This window comes from Alteromonas sp. Cnat3-28 (genome assembly GCF_022348265.1).
In the GTDB taxonomy this organism is placed as follows: Bacteria; Pseudomonadota; Gammaproteobacteria; order Enterobacterales; family Alteromonadaceae; genus Alteromonas; species Alteromonas macleodii.
This window is the reverse complement of the sequence record NZ_JAKREY010000017.1, coordinates 21,730-48,167: the sequence shown is the minus strand read 5'-3', so window position 1 is coordinate 48,167 and position 26,438 is coordinate 21,730. Positions and strand designations below refer to the sequence as shown.

Genomic DNA, 26,438 nt, shown 5'->3' with positions numbered 1-26,438 from the left:
TGTTAGCATCGGCGTTTTCTATTGGGCTCGTTTCGGTAAATGGATTAGGAGTGACAACGTGCAAACACTTTGATGAGTTATATGCGCCTATTATCGTACTGTAAGCAACACTCTATACCCTCTTGTCATACGAGAAACATCACCTTGTTCATCGTGTGACCCTCGGGCTGTTATCCTCTCATGTGCATAACCCCATTTAAGCTTCGCACAAAGCTTATCAATGAGTTTTAACCCTATTCCAAATCCGCCATCTAATTCACTGATAGTCGGCGCAGATAAAGTCGCTTGGCCTTTTTCGTTAAGCGCCTCTTCTTCAAGGCCGTCCTCTTCGTTGAGCACGGTGAGCGTTGCATCTGAAAGACTTATTGTGACTCTTCCTTGCTGCGTGTGCTGATAAGCGTTTCGAATCACATTTCCTATCACAATTTCGCTCGCCGTTTTGGCCAGCGTTAACTCACAATCGCTCAATTGCAGCTGCACACTCACGTCTTTTCCCGACAGCAAATACATTAAATCTTGGCTTAGAGCCTCAACCATTGCTTTAAGGTTAACCTTTTCTTTGGGTAAAGCTGCTTCTTCATTTCTTCCTAGCCAAAGTAGAGTTTCGGTCAAATCTGCCATGGTTTTTGAGGCATGATCCACCCGCGCAAGCGCGTTATTTCCTTTAGTATTTTCACCATCGATCACTCTGTGCAATAATGCCGCGCTACTTCTAATGACGGCAATCGGCGTTCTAAGCTCGTGACTCGCGTGGTTAACAAATTCCCGTTCTCGATTTAGGGTGTTGCGCACGTTTTGCAAACTGCCATGTATCATCCCTGCTAGCGCGTTAAGTTCTTTATAACGAAACTCCGGGATAGGCTTATCGAGCTCTTGTTCATCCAAAGACGCCGCCCACCTCTGCAATGACTCTATGGGGCGAGACACGCTGCGCATAAGAAAAAGCAAGGCGACAAAAAACGAAACCAGTGCAACTACGCCCACAATGGCGCTGTAAATAACATGGTTTATTCTAAAGTGTTTTTTGCCATCAGAAGGTGGCGCGACAAACACTTGGGTAACATAGCGCGATTCTCCATTTTCCAACGGAACTAACACAGCAAAGCGAGCCGAAATAGGACGGGAAAACCAATCAGGTTTGTTGATATCTTTCATAAGTGAAAACGGTATAAAGCTCTCTTTAGAAAAGCTCTGCTTCACTTCGTCAGGCAAACTCTCGTAGTTCGCAAAAACATGTAAATCGAGAATTTGAGCATGCTTGTTGTCATCAAGCTCTGCGCTTTCTGCCGCCCGTATCATGGTATTTCTCAGCATGCCGTCCATACCATCGAAAAAGCTATCGCTGCTTTGTATTGAAAAGAGCACAATAACTACGGCGGCCAAACTTAATAGCGACCACAAGACGTAGCGTCTTAAGCTGATGCGAAGGCCATTTACCACTGATCGTTTCCTTTATTTGTACTTTTTGGTTCCGCGCTTGTACTTTGCTCTGAACTGGACTGTTCTGGTTTAAACGTCACACAAAACCCTGTGCCGGCTACTGCTTTTACCTCTATATTGGCATTTGCTTGTACCAGTGATTTGCGCAGATTGTGAAGATGTACCTTAAGCGCATTACTCTCTGGCGCATCTTCTCCCCAAACCGCATCAAGAAGGCGCTCTCGTGGCATAACTTTTCCTTGTTGCTGTAACAATGCCTTTAGCAGCGTAAATGCTGTGGGGCTTAACTTAATAGGCACGTTCTCAACACTTACTACGTCGCTTCCCATTGCTAAACTTACGTTGCCAAAGCGCAGCTTTTTCACTTGTGATGAACGCCTGTGTGCCAGTGCGAAAACCCGGGCAACCAGTTCGGGCATGTCAAACGGCTTCACTAAATAGTCATCGGCGCCTTTTTGAAACCCTTCTAGCTTGTTTTCCAACTGGTCACGGGCGGTTAGCATAATAATAGGCGTATCGTTGCCGTCTTCCCGCACCCTCTCACATACGCTTAAGCCATCAAGTCGCGGTAAATTAATGTCCAGCACCACGACATCAAACGGATGCTTTTGGATAAGAGACAGCGCGGCTACACCGTTTGCAGCGTGGTCACATACCATGTTTTCAAGCTCTAAATAGTCGATAATATTGCCCGCCAGGCCCATATCATCTTCCACTAGTAACACGCGAATCATTAGCCGTACTCTCCGTTAAAGGTTTAACCAAATGCTTTGCCATTAAACGGCTTACATCGTCATAAATTAACAGTAATGCGGGTATTAATAAAAGTGTGATGACGGTGGCAAACAATATACCGTAACCCAGCGACGCGGCTGCCGGAATTAAGAATTGCGCTTGTACCGACGTTTCGCCCAATATGGGGTATAAGCCTACAAAGGTGGTAATTGAGGTCAACAACACAGCCCGTAGGCGACTGGTACAAGCTTCAATAACTGCCGTTTCCACCGGCACACCTTCTTCTCGCAAAGCGTTGAATCGTGAAACCAACAACAAGCTGTCGTTAACCACCACACCGCTAAGCGCCAATATGCCGTTCAGCGAGAGCAGACTTATCATTAATCCATTCGACCAGTGGCCGATAATGGCTCCGACTATACCAAAGGGGATGGCGGTCATAATAATAAGCGGCTGTACGTAGGATTTAAGCGGAATCGCCAACAACGCAAAAATAGACAACAAGGCTAATATAAACACGCTCTGCATAGAGCTTTGCGTTTCAGCTTGCTGCTCAGCCTCACCGGCAAAATAAAGCGATAAGTCCTGATACTGACGCGATAGCTGAGGAACAAACTCGTTGTTTAAGTAATTCACCAGTTCGGTAGAGGTGATAACATCGCTATCCACCGACGCGCTAACCGTTAAGGCGCGTAGGCCGTCTATACGTACCACCTGTTTTTCTTGTACATCTTGAATAACGTTAGCCACTACAGAAAGCGGTACTACGGTGCCGTCGTCCAGACGCACTTGCGTGTTCATTACATCAGACGGATTCATTCTGTCTTGTTCGGGATAACGCACCCGCACTTTTACTTCGTTTTTATCGCGCAAATAGCGCTGAACAATTTCGCCACCAAATGCTTTTAACAGCTGTTGCGATAGGCTTTGCGTATTCAACCCCAACGCTCGTCCTTCGGGGGTAAGTTCAAAGCGCATCATGGCTTCGCCGGGTGTCAGCGAGCTCTCAACTGCATATACACCATCGATATTGTTAAGTACTTCAATAAAGGCATCGTTAGCCGCCGTCAGGGTATCGTCGTTAATGCTTTTAATTTCAACGTTAAACCCGTCGACCATCTCTCGGCGTGAGCGTATTTTTAGACTTTTTACGCCTTCTAAATTGCCAGTTAACGCATTCCAGCGTGACGACAATTCATCAAGAGAATAAGAGGAGTCTTCATCAAGTGAAATGGTGATTGTGCCGCTTTGATCGCCACTCGCCGTTACTTGCAAACTGCTAATGCCACTTTTATCTGCGCCGTTTTCTTGGGTTAATTGGCGGTCTGCCTCTAGCGCATTTTTCTCTAGCAGCATTAAGTTGCGTTCGTTCTGTCCATAGCTGGCATCGCTGTAAAGCGACATATTGGCCGAAACCGTATCGTCCTGCATACTGGGGAAGAAGCTTACTCTTACCGCACCTGTGAGCGGTAGGCTAACCACCATGACAAATAAGGCAATAAACAACAATACAGCGGCATAACGGTACGCTACGGTGACTTTCAACAGGCGCTGATACACGCGGTAATTAAACCACTGAAGTCCACCATCCGCTTTTTGCTGCACTTTGTTCCATACGCCACCTAATCCCCCCCGCGCTTTTTGCTTGGTTGGCAGATGGGCTAAATGAGAAGGTAAGATCAGCTTCGATTCCACCACCGACAGCAACAAACACAAGGTAACGATAGTGCCGAACTGAGAATAAAGCGTACCTAAGCCGCCCGATACGTTCGATAATGCGAAAAAAGTGGCCACTGTGGTTAGCACACCAAACAGTGTGGGAACCGCCACTTTATGGGTACCTAAAATGGTGTTTTGAAGCGTATCGCCATGCTGTTTACGCGTGGCGTACACGCTTTCCCCCACCACCACGGCATCGTCCACCACAATGCCAAGGGCCATGATAAAACCGAATGTGGTCATTTCGTTTAACGTCATTCCCGTATAGCTGTCGGTCATGAAGTACAAGGTGCCGAAGAAGATAAAGGGCAACCCAGCCGCCACCCAAAATGCCACGCGTAAATTTAGAAACACGGCAAGAGTAACAAATACCAACACAATGCCCATAAGCGCATTGCTGGTAAGTAACGTCAATCGCTCGGTAATAAGCGTGCTTTTGTCATACCAGGTTTCAAGCTCTACGCCTTCAGGTAGCAAGCCTTTTTCGTGCCATGCGTCCACTACTCCGTGAGCCTGCTGTACCATTTTTGTTACGTCACCATATTCGTCCATAAGCACCTGGATGCCATAGCCATTGGTACCGTTGTAACGTGACAAGTGATAGCTGTCGTCGGCAAACATATCGCGCACTGTAGCAACATCGCCAACGGTGAGTATGACGCCATTGGTATCGGTAATGAGGGGGATGTTGGCAAAATCTTTCGCCCAGTAAGACTGTTCAGACGCTTTTAAACGAATCACTTTTTCTTTGTTGCGCAAGCTGGTTGTAAGCGCGGTATTCGACTCCTGGTTAACGGCATCAGCCACGTCTGACAGCGTTAATCCGTAGGCTTGAAGCTTACCTTCGTCTATTTCAATAGACATCATAGGGTCGACAAAGCTGCCTGCGCTGACTTCGCGAATGTCATCTGTTGCCAGTAAATCTCGCTCTAACTGCTCCCCCAAGTATTGAAGTGAAGCGTGGTCGACGTCACCATAGAGCTGCACCCAAATAGCGTGCTCTTGTCGGCGTGCTTTGCTTATAACTGGATTTTCAGCATCAGATGGGAAGTTAGAAATACTATCTACTTCGGTTTTGATGTCGTTGAAAAGCGTGTCTAAATCGTATTCGGTTTCCTTTTCTACCTGCACACTGGCGCCGCTGGCGTTCGAGGTAGACGTAATTCGCTTAATCCCAGGGATTGCCTCCAGAGCGGTTTCAATTTTGATAGCTATCCCTTCTTCTGCTTGTTTAGGGCCACCACTATCGTATGTCATTGAAATGGTAACAAAGCGTGGCTCCATACTTGGGAATGCCTCTTTGCGGATATCGTTCATGGAAACCAAGCCAAGCACGATAAGGCTGACCATGAGCAAATTGGCCGCTACTGAGTTCTGCGCAAACCAAGCGATAATTCCCCGGGCGTTATTCCCACCATTCCTATTGTTTTTCGGACTCTCGCCCCCGCCAAACGGCGCGCCGTTTCGATTATTTGTCATCAGCTTGCCCTCCTGTTTGTCCTTCCACCACAGGCAATACTTTGGTATTCACCAGATAGCTGTTTAAAGGGCGTGCAACCACCAGCGCTTGGCGTATTTCGCCAACCTGTTCTGACATGCTGTTGCCGCTAGCGTTACCCGAGGTTTTACCCGCAACATTACTCACAATATCGCCCGTAATTTCACTGTTTTTTGGCGGGGTAATGTAGGCATAACCTTCGCTTTCAAACAAAACCGAAGGCGTGAACTTTGCCAACTGCCCGGTAGATGGCATTACTAACCATACTTCTTGCTTTTGCGAGATAGCAGAAGCCGGCAGTTTCCACACATTGTCGAGAGCTCTTCCTTCAATATCTGCCTGCACAAAGCTGCCGAATAAAAGAGGCGTTGAGTATGCTAACGGCTTTTCAATAACCGCTATGGCGTTTCGCTGACGCGTTGTATCGCTTTGATGCCATTCAGCGCGAACGATATTAGCAACCCAGGTATTTCCTGTAGTGGTATCGGTAAGCGTTACCGGCCAGTTAAGGGAGGCATCACCAGACAACTGCGTTTCATCACCAGAAGGTAGTTGAGCCCATTGGCTAGGTGAAAGACCAATAGCCACTTCGGCAATATCTGCAGAATAGAGTGTGGCGACCGCACTGCCAGCTTGAACATAGCTCCCTAGCGCAATGTCACGGCTGACCACCAATGCATTAAAAGGTGCACGTAACGAGGTAAACGCCAAATCTCGCTTGGCTGAATTTACACTTTGCTCGGTCTCATCCAAAGTGGCCTGAGCCGCCTTTAGCTGTGGCTCACGCAGTACTAATGCCGATAAAGGTTCACCATCAAGCCCTGAACGTGTCCATTCATCTTTCGCTTGAATACCCTGTAATCGCTCTTCTTCTAGACTTACCACAGCCGCTTGATAGGTAGCATTTGCACTTGCTAACGCCTGTTGATAGTTGGTGTCATCAATACGTGCCAATACCGTGTTATTTGCCACTAGGGCACCAGTTTTAAAAGACGAAGATATTTCAGTAACTTGACCACTAACCTGTGCGACTAAGCTCAAACTATCTTGCGGAACAACCTGACCATACCCCCTCACCTTAGCGTTATAGCTGTCGGCGGTTACATCAATAACGCCTACTTGAGCCAGCTGAGTATTGCCGCTTTGTTCTCCCTTTGGGCTGCGATTAGTGGTATTCACTGATGACGTGTCGCTTGCCTTGTTAAGCCTGTTCACACCGCTATCGGCAGCAGGTAATGCTGCTGTCCTTTCACCACCTGCAGTTTTCTTTGCCTGAGCGGCATTTTGTGGTTGCTCAGCATTCGCTGAAATTGCTGGAGACGTTGGCTTTGATTCGGTCTGCGGTTTTGCGCCGGGATGTTGGGCACCCATATTCATCATGGTATACATAACCGCTAGCGCAATACTTGCAGCGGCGAGTAAGGTTACAATAATTCGTTTGTTTCTCATTGTGACACTCCAAGGCCAAGGGCTAGGCCTAAGTCAATTCGGTTTTGTAATTTCTGGGCGTGCAGCTCAACTGCCTGAGCTTGTAAGTTAAAGCGCGTGTCATATACGGAAAGTAAGTCCAAGATGTCAGCAAGGCCCTGTCGATACTGACCTTCAATGGTAGAGACGCTGCGCTCTGCATTTGCTAACGCCACGTTGGTGTGGCTAATTCGAGCACTCAACGCAGTCTCGCTATCCAGCGCATTTTGGGTTTCCTGTACCGCCGTTAATAACGTTTCGCGATACTGCCACCAGGCATTGGCTGAGGTTAGCTTTGCATCTTCAACTTGCGCCCTTAGAGCGCCCCCCTGAAACAGTGGCGTGGTCATCTGTCCAAGCAAACTCCACAAAGGGTTAGTAAACAAAGCTTGTGAAGGTGTAGAGGCATTATCAGAAAGGGATGCAGACAAGCTAATGCTTGGCAACAGGGCTTTGTACGCCACATCGACTTTAAACTCTGTTGCTTTTAACGCATAAAAGGCCGCCTGAAGATCGGGTCTACGTGCCAGATCCTGTTTCGGCAAAGTTGTTAGCGGCAATAACACGTCGGGAAAACTAACTTGAGTGTTGAGCTCGTTTAGCGATTGGTTTTGTCTGCCTAAGAGTACGGCCAACGTGCGCTTTGCTGTTAAAAGTGCATTTTCATATTGGGCAATAGTAGCGCGAGTATTTGCACTGCTTGTACGCGCAGTATCTAAATCGTCTAGGCTTCCCAGCCCAGTGCTATAGCGCTTTAAAATAACGGCTTCGTTATTTTCTAGTACTGTTAACCGAGACTGCTCAATATTCAGTAATTGCTGCTGAGTGAGTACGTCGATATAGCTTCTTACTACGTTAGCGACCAGAGAATCTCTGGCAGACTGATAGCTGGCTCTGGCACTTGCTGCATCTAAGTTTGCTGCACTTATTCCATCGCTGATTTTTTGCCATAGATCCAGCTCCCAACTGACGTTCATGCTCGCGTTATAGCTCTGACTGCTCGAATTAAAGCTCGTACTGGAGTTGGTATTTGAGCTGGTAGATGCACTGCTATTGGTGGTTTCACTTTTTGACGCAGAGAAGCTCGCGTCAACATTAAGGTTCCTATCCGCTTTTGCACTATCTATGGCTACTTGTGCTTTTCTAAGCGTTATTAACGACTGCTGCAGACTAGCATTAGAAGACAGGGCTTCATCAATGTAACCGGCTAAGTGAGGTAACTCTTTGATATCAATGATATCGGTTAACGTCGTGTCCGAATTCAGCAGCAAGGTTTGTGTTGATTCTTGTTGCCGTGCTTGAGACTGCCACACAACGTTGTTACCCGTTGACGACGATGCCGATTCGCTCAACGCTCTGTCATCAGTACTTGTGCATGCAGACAGCAAAATGCAAAGGGTAATGCTATTTACCGTCAGTTTTATCTTGCCCATGACTTGTGCCTATTATTTGGCGCACAGCTTACTTTCGAAGGTCTATGCGCAGCTTTTTTAAATTAACTGACACGAGTATTTCAAACGCAGGGTTAAGGTCCGGTTAAGAAAAGAGCAAGGAATTAGAAATAAATGAGAAAGGTAAGAATAAGGTATTAAAAAGGCCAGCTTAGCGCTGGCCTTTGAATGACATGTTGTGAAGATAGCTCTCAATTAAATCGCTATCTTGCAAAGTCGGTATTTACCACAAGCATTATCGCTTATTCATCATCTTCGACCAAGGTCATCAATGACGTGTTACCACCTGATGCCGTAGTATCAATACTGATGGTTTTTTCGGTCATCAAACGTTGAATAAGGTTGTCGTTATATTCTGCTGTGATAACCGGCAAAATAGCGCCTTCGCGGGATGACAGCATTGCTGTAATACGCGCAGTACGTTCAGTACCAGAGTCGACCACCACGCCAGATAAATCTTCATCCATTAGCAAGGTATCTAGATGCGCAAGACGCGCTACCTGAAATAAGCCTTTAGGTGCGCCCGTTGATTCAAATTTATTTTGAATTTCAACAGCTTCTTCATAGAAGATTTCAGACACAACTGATACTACCGGGTTACCCGTTGATAGCGCGGTCACAATAGACAGTAACCAGTATTCAAAGGTTACTTCTTTATCGGCGAAACACACCAAGATCCCGCGAGGCTCTAGGTAAAGCTTGTTCGATTCACCTGTTGGGCCCGGCAGGGTTTGTGGCTTGGCAAGCTTGCGTTCAACGCTGGTTAGCTGCTGACGCGCCGTCGCAAGCGTACGGTTCAAGTCATCAGCAAGCTCGTCAACAATGTCCACTTTCGCAATTTTTGCCAGAAGCTGACGTACCATAGAAATACGGTCATTCAACGGCGTATGACGCCACTGCACTTCCACCGCTTTCGCTTTATCCATCATTACGTGCGCACGCTCGGCAATCTTTTCATCACCGACAAGCGCTGCATCAGTACCGTCTACATCATCAATGCGCGATGGCTTAGGTGTAGCACGCTCCATCATTAAGCGAGGCAGATAGTTGGGGCCCCCCGCTTTTGGACCTGTACCAGACAATCCACGTCCACCGAATGGCTGAACGCCAACAATAGCGCCAATCATGTTGCGGTTAATGTACACGTTACCCGCGCGGCTCTTCGCTGCTAGCTCGTTAGCACGCTCTTCAATACGCGAGTGAATGCCCATAGTCAGGCCGTAACCTGTGCCATTGATTTGCTCTAGCACACTATCAAGGTCTTTCGACTTAAAGCGAACAATATGTACCACAGGGCCGAACACTTCTTTTTCAAGCACATCAATGTTTTTGATTTCATATAAGGTCGGCGCAAAGAAAGTACCGTTTTCAAAGCCTGCTGGCATTTCATTGCGATAAAGCAGCTTAGCTTTATCTTCCATGTACTCTTGGTGATCGGTCAGGCTCTTAAGTGCCTTCTCGTCAATAACAGGGCCCACATCGGTAGCAAGCTGCGTTGGGTCACCAACGGTAAGCTCTTTCATGGCACCAGTTAGCATTTCAATAAGATCATCAGCAATTTCGTCTTGTACAAACAATACGCGAAGTGCTGAACAGCGCTGACCGGCACTTTGGAAACCAGAGTGGATCACGTCATCAACTACCTGCTCTGGCAGTGCAGTTGAATCAACAATCATACAGTTTTGACCGCCGGTCTCTGCAATCAATGGCACCTGTTCGCCACCACGTTCTGCAAGTACTTGAGAAATTAACGTACCGGTTTGCGTTGAACCTGTGAACATTACCGCTTTAATGCGCTCGTCTGGCAGAAGGGTTTCGCCCACTTCTTTACCTGGCGATACAATAAGTTTCAGTGCGTCTTCTGGCAGGCCTACCGAGTGCATAATATCTACCGCACGCTGCGCAATAATGCTGGTTTGTTCAGCAGGCTTAGCAATAACCGTGTTACCTGTTACAAGTGCCGCTGCCACTTGGCCTAAGAAGATGGCTAGTGGGAAGTTCCACGGGCTAATACAAAGCACAACACCACGAGGAAGTAAGCGTTGATCTTCAGCAAGCTCTTCTGCACGCGCCGCGTAGTAGCGACAGAAATCAACGGCTTCACGCACTTCATCAATACTGTCTTGCGCCACTTTACCGGCTTCACGCATACAGATAGCGATAAGCTCAGCCATGTGGCGCTCAAGCGCATCTGCTGTTCGATTAAGTATCTCAGCGCGCTCGCTTACATCGCGTTTAGACCATGCTTCAAACCCAGCTTCGGCTTCATCTAATGCTTTGCGCATATCATCAGGCGTAGCGTAATGGTGATAACCTACCACGTCGTTGTGGTTAGTTGGGCTAAGTACCGCTGTCGCACCTTCTGGCACTTCACCGGTCACTTTGTAGTAATCCTGCCAGCGTTCAAGTTCGTGTTTAAGCGCCGTTACCGCATTGGTGTCGGTAAGGTCTAGACCACGCGAGTTATCGCGCTCTGGCGCATACAGCCCACGTGGGGTTTTGATTAACTTGTTATAGCGTACTTTCAAGCGTTGTGTTTTCTCTACCGGATCTTCAAGCAAAGACTCAACCGGTTTTTCATCGTCAACGATGGCGTTTACAAACGACGAGTTCGCGCCGTTTTCAAGAAGACGACGTACAAGGTAGGCCAATAAGTCCTCGTGTTCACCTACAGGTGCATAAACACGGCACTGAATTTTATCCTGTGTTACCACCTGATCGTAAAGGGTATCGCCCATACCGTGCAGACACTGGAACTCAAAACCTTCTTTGTCGTCACCAGCAAGCTCAACAATAACAGACGCTGTGTAGGCATTGTGAGTCGCAAACTGCGGGTAAATGGTGTCGCGATACTCAAGTAGACGGTTCGCACATGCATGGTATGACACATCTGTTGACGACTTACGGGTAAATACAGGAAACTCTTCAAGGCCCGCTTGTTGAGTAAGCTTAATCTCAGTATCCCAATAAGCGCCTTTAACCAAACGCACCATTAGCGGACGACCTACCTCTAGGGTAAGTTCACGTAAGTGCTCTATAACGTGGATTGCGCGTTTTTGGTAGGCCTGTACGGCCAAGCCAAAGCCTGTCCAACCGTTCAGGTCTTCATCGCGAAATACAGCTTCAATAATATCTAGAGAAAGCTCTAGACGGTCAGCTTCTTCCGCATCTACGGTTAAACCGATATCGTATTCTTTCGCCATCATACACAGCGCTTTCAAGCGCGGCGGAATGTCTGCCATGGCGCGTTCGCGGTGAGAAAATTCAAAGCGTGGGTGAATAGCAGAAAGCTTTACCGAGATCCCCGGTGAACGCTTAGGACCGCGTCCGTTAGCCGCTTTACCGATTACTTTTATTGCTTTTACGTATGCATCGTAGTAACGCTCAGCGTCGCGCATAGTACGTGCGCCTTCGCCTAGCATGTCGTAAGAATATACGTACCCTTTGGTTTCTTTCTCTTTGGCGCGATCTACCGCATCTTCAATGGTTTCGCCCATAACGAACTGACGACCCATAACGCGCATCGCAATGTTCATAGCGCGGCGAATAACAGGTTCACCTAAGCGGCCAAGGGTTTGTTTTAACAAGCCGAACTGTTCTTTCTTGCGCTTGTCGGCATAGTTCACCATGTTGCCCGTAAATAACAAGCCCCACGCCGATGCGTTAACAAATAACGACTCTGAATTCCCCAAGTGAGGTGTCCACTGTCCCTGAGACAGTTTGTCACGAATAAGCTCATCTTGAGTGGCTTTGTCTGGAACACGCAGCAAGGCTTCAGCCAAGCACATCAATACCACACCTTCTGCTGTAGATAGCGAGTATTCATTTAATAATGCGTCAACACCACCGTGCCCTTCTTGCTCTCGGCGAATTTGAAGCACCATCTTTCGTGCGCGTTCCCATGCACGGCTTCGTGCACGTGGGTTTACCTCGGCAATGGGAAGGATTTGATCCACAGCCACCGACTCACTAATGCGATAGTAGTCTCTTATACGCTGGCGTAGGGGTGAAGTTGTATGAAGTGTGTCGTTAATGAGCATTGCAACCCTTTCATAGAAATAGCTGTAACAAAAAGCGTTCCCGCCGTGTAAGACTGCTCACGGTTACATGGAAGCGGCTAAAAAACAAGCAAAGTCGAAACCCTGCGTTGACCTGTCGTTCTTCTTTTAACTTTATACTTTTGGATGAAGATCACGACAGTGCCAAATTTGCGCGGATGGTAGCACACAAAATCGCCCTGCCAAGCCCCTACCAGCAAAGTTTTTTTGATTCTCTGTCAAGCTACGTATTCAGTGCGTTAGATGACATTTCACACGCTGCTCAACAAGCCCTGTTTTTCACTTTTCATCAAAAGAAATAACGGTCACGCCAGGTTGTGAATATTTGTCCATTTCAGTCAACGCTTTAGGCGCTTCTTGAAGTGAAATTATCTTTCCAATCAGGGCTTGGGGATTCAGCTTTTTTGTGGCGATCATGCCAAACATGGCCTCGTAACGATACGCCTGCATGCCGTGACTACCTATTACTTCAAGCTCATGTGCAACGACCGTATCCATGGGAATAGGAGGCGTTGACTGTTCAGCTAATAGCAAACCAACTTGAACATGTTTACCACGCTTTCTTAAGCTATTTACCGAGTTTACACAGGTAATAGGATTTCCTAAGGCGTCAATTGACACGTGCGCACCGCCTAATGAAAGGCGCTTGATTGTCGCAGAGACATCCTTTTCATTTTTAGCATTTATCACCACGTCAGCGCCAAGCTTTTGCGCCAATGCTAGTGCGTCATCCGAAATATCAACGGCAATAACGTTTGCGCCAATACTCGATGCAATCATCACAGCAGATAGCCCAACGCCACCACAGCCGTGAACATCGACCCATTGCCCAGCGCTCACCTTACCTTGGTCAACCACTGCGCGAAACGATGTAGCAAAACGGCAACCTAAGCTAGCCGCAGTCACGTAGTCTATTTCTTCAGGGAGGTGAACCAGATTAACGTCTCCAAAATCGATTTCTACATATTCTGCAAACGAGCCCCAGTGAGTAAAGCCCGGCTGTGTTTGGTTACCACACACCTGGTGATTACCCGAAGAGCATTCTGAACATCTTCCACACGCACTAATAAAAGGAACCGTAACTTTATCGCCCGCTTTGAATCGCTTTACATCGCTTCCAACGGACTCTACAACGCCAGCAAATTCATGACCCGGTACATGAGGTAAGTTTATTCCATCATCATGTCCCATCCAGCCATGCCAATCGCTGCGGCACACGCCTGTGGCTTTTACCCGTATCACTACCCCGTGAGATTTTGGCAGGGGTTTCTTTACGTCCTTAATATTTAATTTTCCACCAAACGATTCAAATACCACAGCTTTCATGATTACAGCCCTCCAAAATAAGACTAATAAGTGTTCACACCATTGTGACTAAGTCTAAAAGAGTACTCGCGAAATAACCTTGCTTTCTATTTAGCTTAGATAGCCCAAATTGAAAGAAGCTTTTAATTGATATTTAATTGAGGAAAGAATCCATCAAATAGGACATAAAGAAGAGCATGGATAATGTTGATAAGAAAATTTTAGCCTTACTTCAAAAGGACGGAAAATTGTCGAACGCCAAGCTGGCTGAAAAGCTCAATATGAGTGAAACACCCTGCTGGAGACGTGTAAAACGATTAGAGAGCGAAGGATACATTGAGAGTTACCAAGCGAACCTGAACAAACGAAAGCTAGGGTATGGCGTGCTGGCGTTTGTACAGCTCACTTACACAGCCCATGACACAAAAACAACGAGTGACTTTATTGATATTATTCAACGCTGCGACAACGTTTTAAGCTGCCACAACATCACAGGTGGCGCTGATTTCTTACTACAAGTAGTGGCCAGAGACTTGGATGATTACGGCCACTTTGTAGATACAGTACTGCGAAAACTCCCCGGCATATCAGATATATCATCAAGTATTTCCCTTAAAGAGCTTAAATCAACAGTTCGACTGCCTTTAGATTGCTGAATAAACACCACAAAAAGTGCCATACTTAAATTTTGGTACATTTGTCTAATTTAACTCTGGAGTAATAAGTAGAAGTATAAAAACCGTCTACACTTTAAAAAAACAAAAATACAAATAGATAGGTATTTGCCGATGTGGTTAAGAAAATTCAGTTTAATTCAACGTTTGGGCATTATCGTTGCCCTAATTACGCTGTTATTTGTACTTCTTACTGCCGTCGTTTTAAACAGGCATTACGAAGCATTAAAGCAAAAGTCTTATGATGAAAATCAGCACTTGGTCGAGGTGGTTCATACCATGCTCAGTAGCTTCGCGGCGCGCACCGACGTAGACGAGGCAACCGCTAAGCAACAAGCGTTAGAGGCCGTCAAAGCGCTACGATACGACGGCAGCAACTACTTTTGGATCCAAGACCAAACGCCATCTATGGTTATGCACCCCATCAAGCCCGCCCTTGACGGTCAAGATTTACGAACCTTTAAAGACGGGAACGGCAAAGCCTTCTTTATAGAAATGGCGCAAAACGTGAAATCGAAAGGTGAAGGTTTTGTCGATTATGTATGGCCGCTTCCCGGTGAAGAGTCACCTACCGACAAAATTTCCTACGTTAAAGAGTTCAAGCCGTGGGGATGGACAGTGGGCTCTGGTATTTACCTTACCAATCTTGAAAAGGAATTTGCTCATCTTCGCAATGTTATTGCGGTGTTTTGTCTGGTTAGCATAGTGCTAGTTGTGGTGCTTGTTTATGTGATTGGCGGCAGCATAGTGAAACCGGTTCAAGAAGTGACCGAGCGAATGAAGGATATCTCACAAGGTGAAGGTGACCTAACCCGCTCGTTGCCTGAAACTGGCCAAGATGAAGTAACGCGTTTGGCACGCTACTTTAATGAATATACCGAAAAAATGCGCCAATCGCTATTGGGTATTCGTGAAAATATAAACTCACTAACCCAACAAGCCGAACTGGTAGAAACGTCGAGCAAGAATAGTAACGCCCAAGCTCAGACCCAAAATGAAAACATGCTTCAGGTTGCCGCTGCGATGGAAGAAATGACCACGCAGATAAATGAAGTTAGCAATAATGCTGACTCGGCAGAGAAAAGTACAAGCAGTGCCCGTGGTAACGTGCAGCATGGCGCCTCGGTCGTAGACAGCACAGTAAAAGATATCCGCTCTTTAACCTCGGATATTGAAAGTGTAAGTAGTGCAGTGACCGAACTTGCTGCGCAGACCGAAAGCATTGGTGCAGTACTTGATGTTATCCGCGGCATTGCCGAACAAACGAACCTACTTGCGCTTAACGCTGCTATAGAAGCCGCGCGAGCGGGCGAGCAAGGACGGGGTTTCGCCGTCGTAGCTGATGAAGTGCGTACACTGGCAAGTCGAACCGGACAAAGTACCGATGAAATCCAAGCGATGATAGAAAAGCTGCAAAGTAATGCCAAAAGCGCAGTAGATGCAGTAAAAGTAAGCCAGTCAGCGTCAACCAAAACGGTAGAAAACGCCATACAGGCGAATCAAAATCTGCAAGAGGCTGATCGCTTAATGACTGAAATTGCAGATATGAGTAGCGAAATAGCGCGGGCTACCGAGCAGCAAGCGGAAGCCGCTACCGAAGCGAATATGCGCATCAATGCGCTTTCGGGTGCTGCTGATAGTAGCTTGAGAACGGCAGATGAATTAGCAGCTGCGAGCCAGGCGTTACGCGCAAGCTGTATAGCAATAATGGACATTGCGAACCGCTTTAAGCTTTAAAGCATTTCACATTTCAACGAGCCTGCTGCGCTTTGCTGCAAAGCATTGAGAAGCAGGCTCACTTTACTGCTGCTACCACTCCATAGCTCAGGGTAATTTTCTTTTAAAAAAAGTAAACTTTGCCGAATTTTGCTTCTCTTACGTCAAGTTGTTTAAAAGCTTACATGGTTTAATCAATACACCTACCTTCTGCGTATGGAAGAAAAGACCTGAGTGCATTACACTCAGAGGCACCATAAGTGGCGGTTAATCGATTACTTTTTATTGAGCGATATACTAGCCACCAAAGTAGTGACTTATGCGCAATAAAAGCCAGACGCGCAAAAAATCAAGGAGTTGAATATGAGCAGTGGTTCAAAGGGTAAGCCTATTTTATTATGGGTTGTCGGTTTTTTCGTGTTGCTATTTTTGGTGTATTTCCTGTTCGCCAATACCATCATCAAATCTATTCTTGAGTCCAAGCTGGGCGAGTCCTATGGAGCAGAAGTGAATATCGACGAGTTCGACCACTCTCTTTTTCCAACAACTGTTACGCTGAAAGGTATTGCACTCACCAACCCCACAAAGCCTACTCACAACCAAGTTTTTGTAGGCGAAGCTCATGCAGACGTTGAGCTAAAGCCACTGTTAGATGATCAAGTTATCGTAAACAATCTTGATTTACTGAAAGTGCAGTTCGATACACAGCGCGAGTCTGAAGGTGAAGTGTATCGCGTTCCAGAACGTTCACTGTCATTTGACGAAATTAAAGCAAAAGCCAAAGAAGCCGTGCCTACGGTTGACGAACTTCTCGCCCGCAATCCACTAAAAACCACTGCTGCCATTGAAAATGCAAAGTCTGCCTACGAAACCTATGGAAAAGGTTTGAAAGACGACTATGAATCTTTACCTGATAAGTCGCGCATTGAGTACTACAAAACGCAGGTAGCCCAGCTAAAAGAAACGAACTACAAAGACCCTCAAGCCTTGGTACAGGCAAAGTCTTCTTTTGATAAGTTGAAAGAAGAAATGCAGGCAGACCGCGCGCTTATTAGCAATTTCACGGAAAAAGCGAGTGATGCCAAACAAGCCCTTAGTGAAAGTGTTGAAGCACTTAAGAAAGCGCCACAAGAAGATTACGCGTTGCTGAAAGGGGTAATTGCAGGTGACCAAGCGGCACTTTCTCAAGTCACTTACTTTGTGTTTGGCGACAAAGCGGCGGAATACACTGAGTACCTTATGGCAGCAATGCAAATTGTTATGCCGCTCATTCAAGGTGAAGAAAAAAGTGAAGCACCGACTGAAGTGCCGTCGATTTTGGTGAAAGAAGCCAATGTATCAGTGCTTTGGCAAAATGAATCTATCACCAGCAAATGGAACAACATTACAAACGTTCACGAAGTATTCGGTAACCCCACCACCTTTACTATTGAAGCAGCGGGCGAGTTACTAAAGTCGTTTACTTCCAGCGGTGAATTCTGGATTGACGGCAACGGGGTTGACGCTAGCCAAGTCTGGCAGCTAGCCGGCGTAAATATGTCTAACATTTCATTTAGCGGTAATGAAACACTAAATGCGGTGCTTAAATCAGCGCTGATGAAAACCAATGGATCGATGAAAGTCACTGATAACATGCTTACCGGTACGGGCGAAGTTGACCTTCAGCAGCTCGTTATGGAAGCAACTGGCACCAGTGATATCACCAGTGCTATTGCGCAGGCACTGCAAACGTTAACCAGCCTAAACATGACGATGCTGCTAGACGGCACGCTTTCAGACCCTGGCTTTAACATTAAGTCTGATCTGGATAATAAGCTGGCTAAAGCGGCGCTTTCACAGCTTACTGCCAGCCAAAAAGACAAGCTGGATGAATTAAACAACAAACTCAACAGCATGATAAGTAACGAACAATCATTGCTATCAGGCGAGCTTGTTGACGTAAACAGTATGCTTAGCGCAGCCCAAGGCGACAGTGCCGCCCTTCAGGAGCTGCTTCAAGCTCAACTTAACAACGTTGTTGAGCAGCAAAAAAGTAAGCTGTTTGATAAATTGAAGGGAAAATTGGGCCAAGGTGAATAATGCGCCTTTGACTCGACGCTGCTTCGCGGCATAATAAGATACAGCAGAGGCGAAGAGCCTCTGCTTTTTTCCGCTTAACCACATTGTCAGGTGAATCTGTGTTGCAAGGTAAATGGCTTCCCATTGTATTGATAGTACTGCTTGGTCTATTGCAATACAGGCTATGGTTTGGAAAAAATAGTATTCCCGATTACTTCAACCGAAAACAAGAAGTTCACTCTCAAGCCCTTCAAAATGCCAACCTCGCTCAGCGCAATGCCCTACTTAAAGCTGATATTAGCGATTTAAAAATTGGTCTAGAAGCCATTGAAGAAAGAGCCCGAAATGAACTCGGTCTGATTAAAAAGGGAGAAACCTTCTACCGTATTTTGCCCGCAGATTCTAAGTGAAGAAAATGACATCGCCCCGCGTTGTTGCGGTTATCCCCGCAGCCGGAGTTGGCAGCCGAATGCAGGCTGACCGCCCAAAGCAATACCTCATCTTAAATGGTAAAACCATTCTTGAACACACTATTGACGCGCTGCTACAGCATCCGTTAATCGATGACGTGATCGTAGCGATAAGCCCAGGTGACGCGTATTTTGATCAATATCGGTTACGTGAAAAACCCATTCGCGTTGTAGATGGCGGAAAGGAACGCGCTGATAGTGTATTGAACGGGCTTATGTCACTTGGCGAGAACGATTGGGCACTGGTTCACGATGCCGCGAGGCCTTGTATAGAAGAGAGCGATATTTCCGCACTGCTCGAATTAATGAGCAGTGATAACGTTTCTGGCGGTATTCTAGCTACCCCTGTTCGTGACACCATGAAGCGGGTCAAACCTTCAACAAATGTTATTTCTCACACTGAAGACCGAGACGGTCTTTGGCACGCTTTAACGCCGCAACTTTTTCCAGCAACGTTGCTAAAACGCGCGCTTCAAAATGGTTTATCACAAGGCGCGAATATCACAGACGAAGCCTCTGCCATGGAGCTTGAAGGCTACAAAGTTGCCATGGTAAACGGAAGTCCGGCAAATATAAAAATAACGCATCCGGCCGATCTTCCTTTGGCAGAATTTTATCTTAAGCAAAAATTAAGCGCGCAAGGCCAGAACGCTCAAAACTACAGAGCTCAAAGCCACAGCGCAAAAAATCAAAAGGCACAATCATAATGCGAATTGGACACGGATTTGATGTACACAAGTTTGGCGGTGAAGGCCCCATCACAATAGGTGGCGTCAGTATCGACTATGAGCAAGGACTGTTAGCTCACTCAGATGGCGATGTATTACTACACGCACTGTGTGATGCAATGCTAGGTGCAGCAGCACTCGGTGATATTGGCAAGCACTTCCCTGACACAGACGACGCATACGCGGGTGCAGACAGCCGCGTGCTGCTGCGTCACGTTGTCAATGTAGTTAGGGAGAAAGGTTACCGCTTAAGTAATGCAGATATGACCATTGTGGCGCAAGCACCTAAGATGGCGCCGCATATTGCTGCTATGCGTGAGATTATTGCACAAGACTGCAACGTATCGCTTGACGACATCAACGTAAAAGCAACGACCACTGAAAAGCTAGGCTATACAGGCCGTAAAGAAGGCATTGCCTCTCACGCCGTTGTTCTACTGGAAAAATTATGAAGCCTTTACACACTGACCACTGGCAGTACTATTTCGCAAAACCTGTATCCACCGGTATTTTTAAATTCCAAGCCGACGATTTTCAAGTTGTCGAGGATTTGGGTTATACCCCTTGTGGTGAAGGCGAGCACCAGTTTGTATTTACTGAAAAAACCAACACCAATACCGCGTTTGTCGCTGAGCAGCTAGCCCGTTTCGTTAACCTTCCATTACGCCAAATTACCTATGCGGGTCGCAAAGACAAATACGCGGTAACGCAACAGTGGTTTGGTATTCACGCGCCGGGTAAGCCTGACTTCGACTTCAGCAACTTTGAACTGGAAGGCGTTAAAGTGCTTAAGCAAATGCGTCACAATAAAAAGTTGCGAACCGGTCAGCTTAAAGGCAATCACTTTACGATTACCTTGCGCCAGGTACTGCATCCTGAGGCCATTGAAGAGCGTCTTCAAGAAATTGAAAAGCACGGTGTGCCAAACTATTACGGCGAACAACGCTTTGGCGTAATGCGCTTAAATGACATGGGTGAAGTGCAGCGCGGTGGAAACCTGGTAATGGCCGAGCGGATGGTAAACGGTGAAACCATCAGACACCGCAACAAACGTTCCATGGCGCTTTCTGCACTGCGCAGCTGGCTATTTAATGAAATGCTTTCTGCACGCTTAGAAAAAGACATGTTCGACAAGGTCACTCACGGCGACGCGCTGGTGCTTTCAGGTTCTAACAGCTTTTTCATCAACGAAGGTTCCGACGGCTCTGAGCAGCAGCAAGACGCACAACGTCGTTTTAATGCCAAAGACGTATGCCCTTCAGCACCGCTGTGGGGTAAAGGTGAACTTGTTACGCAAGCTGACACACTAGCACTTGAGCAATCTGTTGCAGAGCAAAATAGTGAAGTTATCGACTTTTTAAGCCAGTGCGGGTTCGAACAAGAGCGTCGCGCGATAAAAATTTGGCCTTCACAGCTTGAATGGCAGAGTAAGGGTGATACATTTACTATCTCGTTTGCGCTTCCAAGTGGCTGCTTTGCAACCTCAGTCCTTAGAGAGTGCGTGGAAACCTTGTCCCCAATTAACAGGGTGTAAAGAGTATTGAGAAAGCGTGGCGCGCAACAGACTAAACCTCGCGTGGCTGTGGATAAGAATAAAGGAAAGTACGCAACATCATGAGAGCTTCTAGAAAAGGAGACGCGTTAGCACAACTGCTTTATAACGAGGGAATACGTTCGCAAGCAGTATTGAACGCCATTGCTGGTACGCCGCGGGAAAGCTTTTTACCCGACGCGCTGAAACATAAGGCCTATCAAAATACGGCATTGCCAATAGGTCAAGGCCAAACCATTTCGCAGCCTTATATTGTTGCGAAAATGACAGAGTTGCTGCTAGATAGCCCTAATAAACCCGAGAAAGTGTTAGAAATAGGCACGGGTTCAGGTTATCAGACCGCTATACTCGCGCAGCTTTTTGCCAAAGTATTCAGTGTTGAACGTATTAAATCATTGCAGTTCCAAGCGAAACGTCGAATGAATCAGCTCGACCTTCACAATATTGCAATGAAACACGGCGATGGTTGGAAAGGTTGGGCATCCAAGGGCCCTTACGATGCCATTATTGTCACCGCCGCCGCTGCAAGTCTTCCACAGGATTTGTGCGATCAGCTTAAAGAAGGCGGGCGGTTGATTATTCCCGTAGGTAACGAGCAACAATCGTTACTGTGTATTGATAGGATTGAAGGTGAACTAAAAACATCGACCATTGAATCGGTCCGATTTGTTCCCCTTGTAGCAGGAGAGCTAATGTGAAGCTTTTTGAGCCATGTTATGACATGGCGTTACGCTGGGCGAGACATCGTCACGCAACCAAATATTTGGGTGGGTTAAGCTTCTCAGAGTCGGTTTTCTTCCCTATTCCACCTGATGTTATGCTTGCGCCAATGGCACTGTCCCAGCCTGCTAGAGCATGGCAGTTCGCTTTTATTACGACCATCGCGTCGATTTTGGGCGGTATAGCTGGCTATTGGCTTGGTTACTTTGCTTTCGATGCTTGGCTGGCTCCGCTTATCGAGAGCTGGGGGTATACCCACAAAATAGACACGGCAATGCAGTGGTTTAAAGACTACGGCGTATGGGTAGTTTTTCTTGCTGGTTTCTCACCTATCCCTTATAAAATTTTCACTGTGAGTGCTGGCTTCTTGCAAATGGCCTTCTTGCCATTTGTACTGGCATCTGCTGTTGGTCGAGGTGCACGCTTCTTTTTGGTCGCAGCACTCATGCGCTGGGGGGGCGCAGCCATGGAGCAAAAGCTAAGGCAGTATGTAGAAGTGCTTGGATGGGGAGTAGTCATCCTTGCAATATTCGCTTATTTACTATTGCGATGACATGCGTAGGCCCCACCTTCACATAGGAATTTTGTTATATATTTGTGTACTCATCGGGGGCTGTGCAGGAAGAAGTGCACCCGCTCCCGTGGTTTTATTAAATAGCCAAGTTTCAGATGGAAGCGAAGAATACACAAAAAAAACCTATAAAGTTCAACGGGGAGACACCCTCTATGCGGTGGCATGGTACACGGGAAATGACTATCGCGACTTAGCAAAATACAACCAATTATCAGCTCCTTACACCATTTTCCCTGGTCAAGTTTTAAACGTCACGCCACCTTCGAATGTGGCTACAGCCCCCGTTATACCTAAGTCCAAGACCAATCAGTCAACAGCTCCGACCACATCAAATGTAGACAAAAGTTTGGTTGACCGCCCACAACCACAGGCGTATCGTGAAAGTGAAAAAGTTGTTAAGCCACAAAATGTTACAACTGTCAAGAAGCCGTCACAAAGCGTCAAAAAACAAACACCGACGAGTTTTCCAGACAAAGTACAAGAGTGGGTGTGGCCTGCAGAAGGTAAGGTAGTTGGAACCTTCAGTAAGTCAGAGTCAGGCAACAAAGGTATTGATATCGCTGGTGCTAAAGGCAGTAAAGTCGTAGCGGCAGCAGATGGAAAAGTTGTTTACTCAGGTAGCGCACTAAGAGGTTACGGTAATCTGGTTATCATTAAGCATACAGATACCTTTCTAAGTGCCTATGCCTACAACGACACTATTTTAGTCAAAGAACGAGAATGGGTGTCGGCAGGGCAGCAAATTGCAACCATGGGTGACAGCGGAACAAATTCGGTAAAACTTCACTTTGAAGTTAGGTATAGAGGGAAATCATTAGACCCTATGAAATACCTGCCAGCATTAAAATAATAAAAATAAATAACAATAAAAAAAGACAAAGGAGAAACGTCATAAGGTAAACCTTGTAGCAGGAGATTCATGATGGGTAAGTCAAATAAAGCCTTAGAATCAAAACCGCAAGATGACTTAGAAGTCATCGATATGCCAGCTGATATGAAAGCTGACGAAACCTTAGTTAACGACGCTGAACTAGAAAATGACGACGCCATTTTCAGTCAGGATGACCAACCTAAAAACCTGGATGCCACACAGCTTTATCTAGGAGAGATTGGTTTTTCACCACTGCTAACCGCAGAAGAAGAAGTTTATTTTGCGCGCCGCTCACTGAAAGGCTGCGAAGCCTCTCGTAAACGTATGATTGTAAGCAACCTTCGCCTTGTTGTTAAGGTTGCTCGCCGTTATAACAATCGTGGGTTGGCACTTCTAGATTTAATCGAAGAAGGCAATTTAGGACTAATTCGTGCCGTAGAGAAGTTTGATCCTGAACGTGGATTCCGCTTTTCAACATACGCCACATGGTGGATACGCCAAACCATCGAACGCGCTATCATGAACCAAACGCGCACTATTCGTTTGCCTATTCATGTAGTGAAAGAACTAAACGTTTATTTACGTGCTTCTCGTGAACTTTCACAAAAGCTTGATCATGAGCCAACTGCAGAAGAAATTGCACTAGCGCTTGATAAGCCTGTGGAAGATGTCACTAAGATGTTGCGTTTAAACGAGCGCATTACCTCTGTCGATACACCTATTGGTGGAGAAAATGATAAAGCACTCCTCGACATTATTGCTGACGAGAAAGAGTTTAGCCCTGAAGAGAGCTTACAAGACTCAGATATCAAAAGTAATATTGTAACCTGGCTTGAAGAACTAAACCCTAAGCAACGCGAAGTACTTGCTCGTCGTTTCGGTCTTATGGGATATGAACCTTCAACACTTGAGGATGTGGGTACCGAAATTGGCTTAACACGTGAACGTGTTCGTCAAATTCAAGTAGAAGCACTTCGCCGTCTTCGCGATATGTTGGGTCATCAGGGTCTTTCATTAGAGAACCTGTTCGACCAAATGAAGTAGCATCTGCGCGCAACGCAAAAATAAAAATGCCGGTGTTGTGAAGCTCTCAATTTTTGAGTTTCACAACACTGGCATTTTTTTATTTTAAATTGGACCTAGTTCCAATCTCTCCGTTAGTTTCGAACGAGAGTAACGAATGTGTAAGGGTGAGGATTTTTCTCATCGGCGTCATGTTCATCACGTGATACTTCCGTCCAACTTGCTGCCGCCTCATAGTCTGGGAACTGTGTATCTCCGTCAACAGTCAAATCAATATGTGTGAGATACAAAGTGTCAGCGCTATCTAAGAACGTTTGGTAAATAGTACCGCCACCGATAATCATTATTTCATCGTTGTCGCTGTTCTCTGCGCTTAGCGCTTTGGCTACCTCAATCGCTGACTCTGGCGAATCTACTACCGTCGCGTCAGATAAGCTGTAGTCAGCATTACTCGTTATAACAATGTTTGGCCTGCCAGGTAATGCCCTTCCGATTGACTCATAGGTTTTGCGGCCCATTATGACGGCTTTGCCTAAGGTGATCGCTTTAAAGTGTTTTAAATCAGCCGGTAAGTGCCACGGCATATCATTATCTGCGCCTATAATTCTGTTTTTCGCCATAGCAGCAATCATCGCTATCTTCATTTCATTACCTATAAAGCCGTTTTTATTGTTGAACCGCGGCAGTATATCAATATCAGCGATCAAATGTGTATTGGCTCAAAGGGTATATCTTTAAAACCAAATAAATAGAAACAGTTATCATTTGCATTATTATTTTAACTGTTCTAGTGTGTATACAGGAGGTCGCGACAATGCAAATAAACTATCTATGCCCTAAACACGCAGATTGGGTTTATAACAACCCAGAACAGGCCCTACACGTAATGGCGCGCGATGAAATGCAAGGCACAATGCTTATGCAAAGCGGTCAGTTCAGTGAAGCAATTCCATACCTTGGCTGTGCGTTTGATATCGCCGTTATTCTGCTTGAGGTAGACGGCGGTGAGAACAGCGCAATGACAGCTAAGATTATGGGCTTAACAAGCTTGCTTGAAGAGACATACTTTCATCTGAAACTGCCTCACCACCGAAACGCCATTGTCGACAGAGCTCATACTGTCATCAGCGCCTCGAACAACATCGTGAACAGCAATGTACCACTGCGCTTCGCCGTGTAGTTGCACCGATACTTATGCGCCTAACTACTTCACCTTACTTTTACTAACGCTTTAGGAGAATTCATGAAAGTTAACCTTAAACGCTCAGCTCTAATGCTATACGCCGCTGTATTTAGTTCAGGCGCATTCGCTCATGCAGGACACGATCATGAACACTGGACTAGCGGTGTTATGCATGCTCTGTTTTACGCGTCTCTTGTAGGCTGTGCAGCTGCGTGTGGCTTTGCGGCTTACAAATACTTCAACGCTAAAAAGCGCTCAGCAAAGTAAGGGGGTACAAATTATGATTCATCGATTACTTTCAAAACTTCATGCCGTTAGCCCCTTCCCTGCGGTTAGCGCACATTGCGACATTCCTTGCAAAATTTACGATCCGTTTTCGGCGCAGTTGGCTGCGTTGAGTGTTATTCGCTTCGTAGACCTACTTAACGAACTGGCCGAAAAAGAGACACTTACGTTTGCAGATCAAGCGCAAATGAGCCGCTTAGTAGCAGAAAAGGAAACCCATGCAGAGAAAGTAAAGCAAGAAGTCAGGGTAATATGGGGCGATTACTTTAAAGCCCCTCAGTTTGAGAAGTTTCCAGATACTAACGAGCTGGTTCATAAAATCATGCTGGCCGGTTCCGGGTGTAAGCAACACGTCAGCAGAGAAAAAGCTGAAGAGCTGCTTTCGTTAGTGAATGAATTTGCAGAGCGTTTCTGGGCAACCAAGGATGTCGCAACCAAAAAAGCAACGTGCCCCTATCCACCTTCTGAAGAAGTGGTTTATCCCGACCTCTAAATGTTTAAAATTATGCGGGTTGCGGGGAGCAGCATGTTGCCTTCTCTAAACGACGGTGATTTTGTCTGTGCAATGAGATGGCCTTTTAGGTGGCTGCGTAGCGAGCAAATCGTGGTTGTTAAAAGCAACGCTTACGGCGTAATTATCAAAAGGGTAGACCAAGTTAACACCGACGGAACGTTTACCTTAACGGGCGATAACAAGGCCCACTCTGTAAGCCAAGAGGCCATGGGTAAGTTTACTCGCGCTCAATTGCTGGGAAAGGTTATCTATCATATCAGTGAGTAAGCCAGCACGATGAGGGTGCATTAGCCTAACCGCGTTACTTACAAAAAAGCTCGCACGTTGTCTTTGCACCGATGCGAGCTTTTTTTGTTCTAATTTGCTTTAGAGCACTGGTTATCAGTAATTGTTTCGA

Annotated in this window: 23 protein-coding genes; 15 read left to right on the top strand and 8 right to left on the bottom strand. The window is 46.4% G+C overall.

Features of this window, described 5'->3' with window-relative positions:
• Positions 1–90: 90 nt before the first annotated feature.
• The 7 genes from MHM87_RS15725 to MHM87_RS15695 form a co-directional block, all read right to left on the bottom strand.
• A complete protein-coding gene (locus MHM87_RS15725) occupies positions 91–1,440 on the bottom strand; it encodes a HAMP domain-containing sensor histidine kinase (RefSeq protein WP_239218005.1) in 1,350 nt (449 codons plus the stop codon).
• Positions 1,434–2,174, bottom strand: coding sequence for a response regulator transcription factor (locus MHM87_RS15720; RefSeq protein WP_239218007.1), 741 nt, complete (start codon positions 2,172–2,174; stop codon positions 1,434–1,436). The genes MHM87_RS15725 and MHM87_RS15720 overlap by 7 nt, the downstream gene beginning before the upstream one ends.
• The gene (locus tag MHM87_RS15715; RefSeq protein WP_239260090.1) at positions 2,146–5,373 is read right to left on the bottom strand and encodes an efflux RND transporter permease subunit; all 3,228 of its coding nucleotides are present in this window, start codon (positions 5,371–5,373) and stop codon (positions 2,146–2,148) included. Before MHM87_RS15715 ends, MHM87_RS15720 begins: the two co-directional genes overlap by 29 nt.
• Positions 5,363–6,841: an efflux RND transporter periplasmic adaptor subunit gene (locus MHM87_RS15710; RefSeq protein ID WP_239260088.1), complete on the bottom strand. Its 1,479-nt coding sequence runs from the start codon at positions 6,839–6,841 to the stop codon at positions 5,363–5,365. The genes MHM87_RS15715 and MHM87_RS15710 overlap by 11 nt, the downstream gene beginning before the upstream one ends.
• Positions 6,838–8,292, bottom strand: a complete 1,455-nt coding sequence (locus MHM87_RS15705) for a TolC family protein (RefSeq protein ID WP_239260086.1) — start codon at positions 8,290–8,292, stop codon at positions 6,838–6,840. Before MHM87_RS15705 ends, MHM87_RS15710 begins: the two co-directional genes overlap by 4 nt.
• Positions 8,293–8,552: 260 nt before the next feature.
• Complete coding sequence (gene putA / locus MHM87_RS15700) at positions 8,553–12,350, bottom strand: bifunctional proline dehydrogenase/L-glutamate gamma-semialdehyde dehydrogenase PutA (protein WP_239260084.1); 3,798 nt, start codon at positions 12,348–12,350, stop codon at positions 8,553–8,555.
• Between the two features lie 297 nt (positions 12,351–12,647).
• A complete protein-coding gene (locus MHM87_RS15695) occupies positions 12,648–13,694 on the bottom strand; it encodes a zinc-dependent alcohol dehydrogenase family protein (protein WP_239260082.1) in 1,047 nt (348 codons plus the stop codon).
• Positions 13,695–13,870: 176 nt separating this feature from the next.
• Between MHM87_RS15695 and MHM87_RS15690 the strand changes: the two genes are divergently transcribed.
• From MHM87_RS15690 to rpoS, 11 genes are all read left to right on the top strand, one after another.
• Positions 13,871–14,329, top strand: coding sequence for an Lrp/AsnC family transcriptional regulator (locus MHM87_RS15690; protein WP_110288546.1), 459 nt, complete (start codon positions 13,871–13,873; stop codon positions 14,327–14,329).
• Between the two features lie 132 nt (positions 14,330–14,461).
• Complete coding sequence (locus tag MHM87_RS15685) at positions 14,462–16,084, top strand: methyl-accepting chemotaxis protein (RefSeq protein ID WP_239260080.1); 1,623 nt, start codon at positions 14,462–14,464, stop codon at positions 16,082–16,084.
• Between the two features lie 342 nt (positions 16,085–16,426).
• Positions 16,427–18,142 (top strand): TIGR03545 family protein, encoded by a 1,716-nt coding sequence (locus MHM87_RS15680; protein ID WP_039224435.1) that lies wholly within the window; start codon positions 16,427–16,429, stop codon positions 18,140–18,142.
• Positions 18,143–18,240: 98 nt separating this feature from the next.
• Positions 18,241–18,531 (top strand): cell division protein FtsB, encoded by a 291-nt coding sequence (gene ftsB, locus MHM87_RS15675; RefSeq protein WP_014948164.1) that lies wholly within the window; start codon positions 18,241–18,243, stop codon positions 18,529–18,531.
• Between the two features lie 5 nt (positions 18,532–18,536).
• Positions 18,537–19,298, top strand: coding sequence for a 2-C-methyl-D-erythritol 4-phosphate cytidylyltransferase (gene ispD, locus MHM87_RS15670; RefSeq protein WP_239260078.1), 762 nt, complete (start codon positions 18,537–18,539; stop codon positions 19,296–19,298).
• Positions 19,298–19,771 (top strand): 2-C-methyl-D-erythritol 2,4-cyclodiphosphate synthase, encoded by a 474-nt coding sequence (gene ispF / locus MHM87_RS15665; protein ID WP_039217505.1) that lies wholly within the window; start codon positions 19,298–19,300, stop codon positions 19,769–19,771. The genes ispD and ispF overlap by 1 nt, the downstream gene beginning before the upstream one ends.
• Entirely contained in the window at positions 19,768–20,853 is a 1,086-nt protein-coding gene (gene truD / locus MHM87_RS15660) for a tRNA pseudouridine(13) synthase TruD (protein ID WP_239260076.1), read from the top strand. Before ispF ends, truD begins: the two co-directional genes overlap by 4 nt.
• Positions 20,854–20,933: 80 nt before the next feature.
• The gene (locus MHM87_RS15655) at positions 20,934–21,569 is read left to right on the top strand and encodes a protein-L-isoaspartate(D-aspartate) O-methyltransferase (protein ID WP_014948160.1); all 636 of its coding nucleotides are present in this window, start codon (positions 20,934–20,936) and stop codon (positions 21,567–21,569) included.
• On the top strand, positions 21,566–22,144 hold the full coding sequence (locus MHM87_RS15650) for a YqaA family protein (RefSeq protein WP_014948159.1): 579 nt from the start codon (positions 21,566–21,568) through the stop codon (positions 22,142–22,144). The genes MHM87_RS15655 and MHM87_RS15650 overlap by 4 nt, the downstream gene beginning before the upstream one ends.
• A 1-nt stretch (position 22,145) precedes the next feature.
• Positions 22,146–23,015, top strand: coding sequence for a peptidoglycan DD-metalloendopeptidase family protein (locus MHM87_RS15645; RefSeq protein WP_039224429.1), 870 nt, complete (start codon positions 22,146–22,148; stop codon positions 23,013–23,015).
• Positions 23,016–23,087: 72 nt separating this feature from the next.
• Positions 23,088–24,080, top strand: coding sequence for an RNA polymerase sigma factor RpoS (rpoS, locus tag MHM87_RS15640; RefSeq protein WP_239260125.1), 993 nt, complete (start codon positions 23,088–23,090; stop codon positions 24,078–24,080).
• Positions 24,081–24,193: 113 nt separating this feature from the next.
• Here rpoS and folA read toward each other — a convergent pair whose 3' ends face one another.
• Complete coding sequence (gene folA / locus MHM87_RS15635) at positions 24,194–24,691, bottom strand: type 3 dihydrofolate reductase (RefSeq protein WP_039231980.1); 498 nt, start codon at positions 24,689–24,691, stop codon at positions 24,194–24,196.
• A 182-nt stretch (positions 24,692–24,873) separates the two neighbouring features.
• On the opposite strand from folA, the gene MHM87_RS15630 reads away from it, so the two are divergent.
• The 4 genes from MHM87_RS15630 to MHM87_RS15615 all read left to right on the top strand — a co-directional run bounded on the left by MHM87_RS15630 (position 24,874) and on the right by MHM87_RS15615 (position 26,308).
• Entirely contained in the window at positions 24,874–25,239 is a 366-nt protein-coding gene (locus MHM87_RS15630; RefSeq protein WP_039224426.1) for a hypothetical protein, read from the top strand.
• Between the two features lie 63 nt (positions 25,240–25,302).
• Entirely contained in the window at positions 25,303–25,509 is a 207-nt protein-coding gene (locus MHM87_RS15625; RefSeq protein WP_014978232.1) for a hypothetical protein, read from the top strand.
• 13 nt (positions 25,510–25,522) lie between these two features.
• Entirely contained in the window at positions 25,523–26,020 is a 498-nt protein-coding gene (sodN, locus tag MHM87_RS15620) for a superoxide dismutase, Ni (RefSeq protein WP_239260075.1), read from the top strand.
• Positions 26,021–26,308, top strand: coding sequence for a S24/S26 family peptidase (locus MHM87_RS15615; RefSeq protein WP_275443782.1), 288 nt, complete (start codon positions 26,021–26,023; stop codon positions 26,306–26,308).
• Positions 26,309–26,438: the final 130 nt, after the last annotated feature.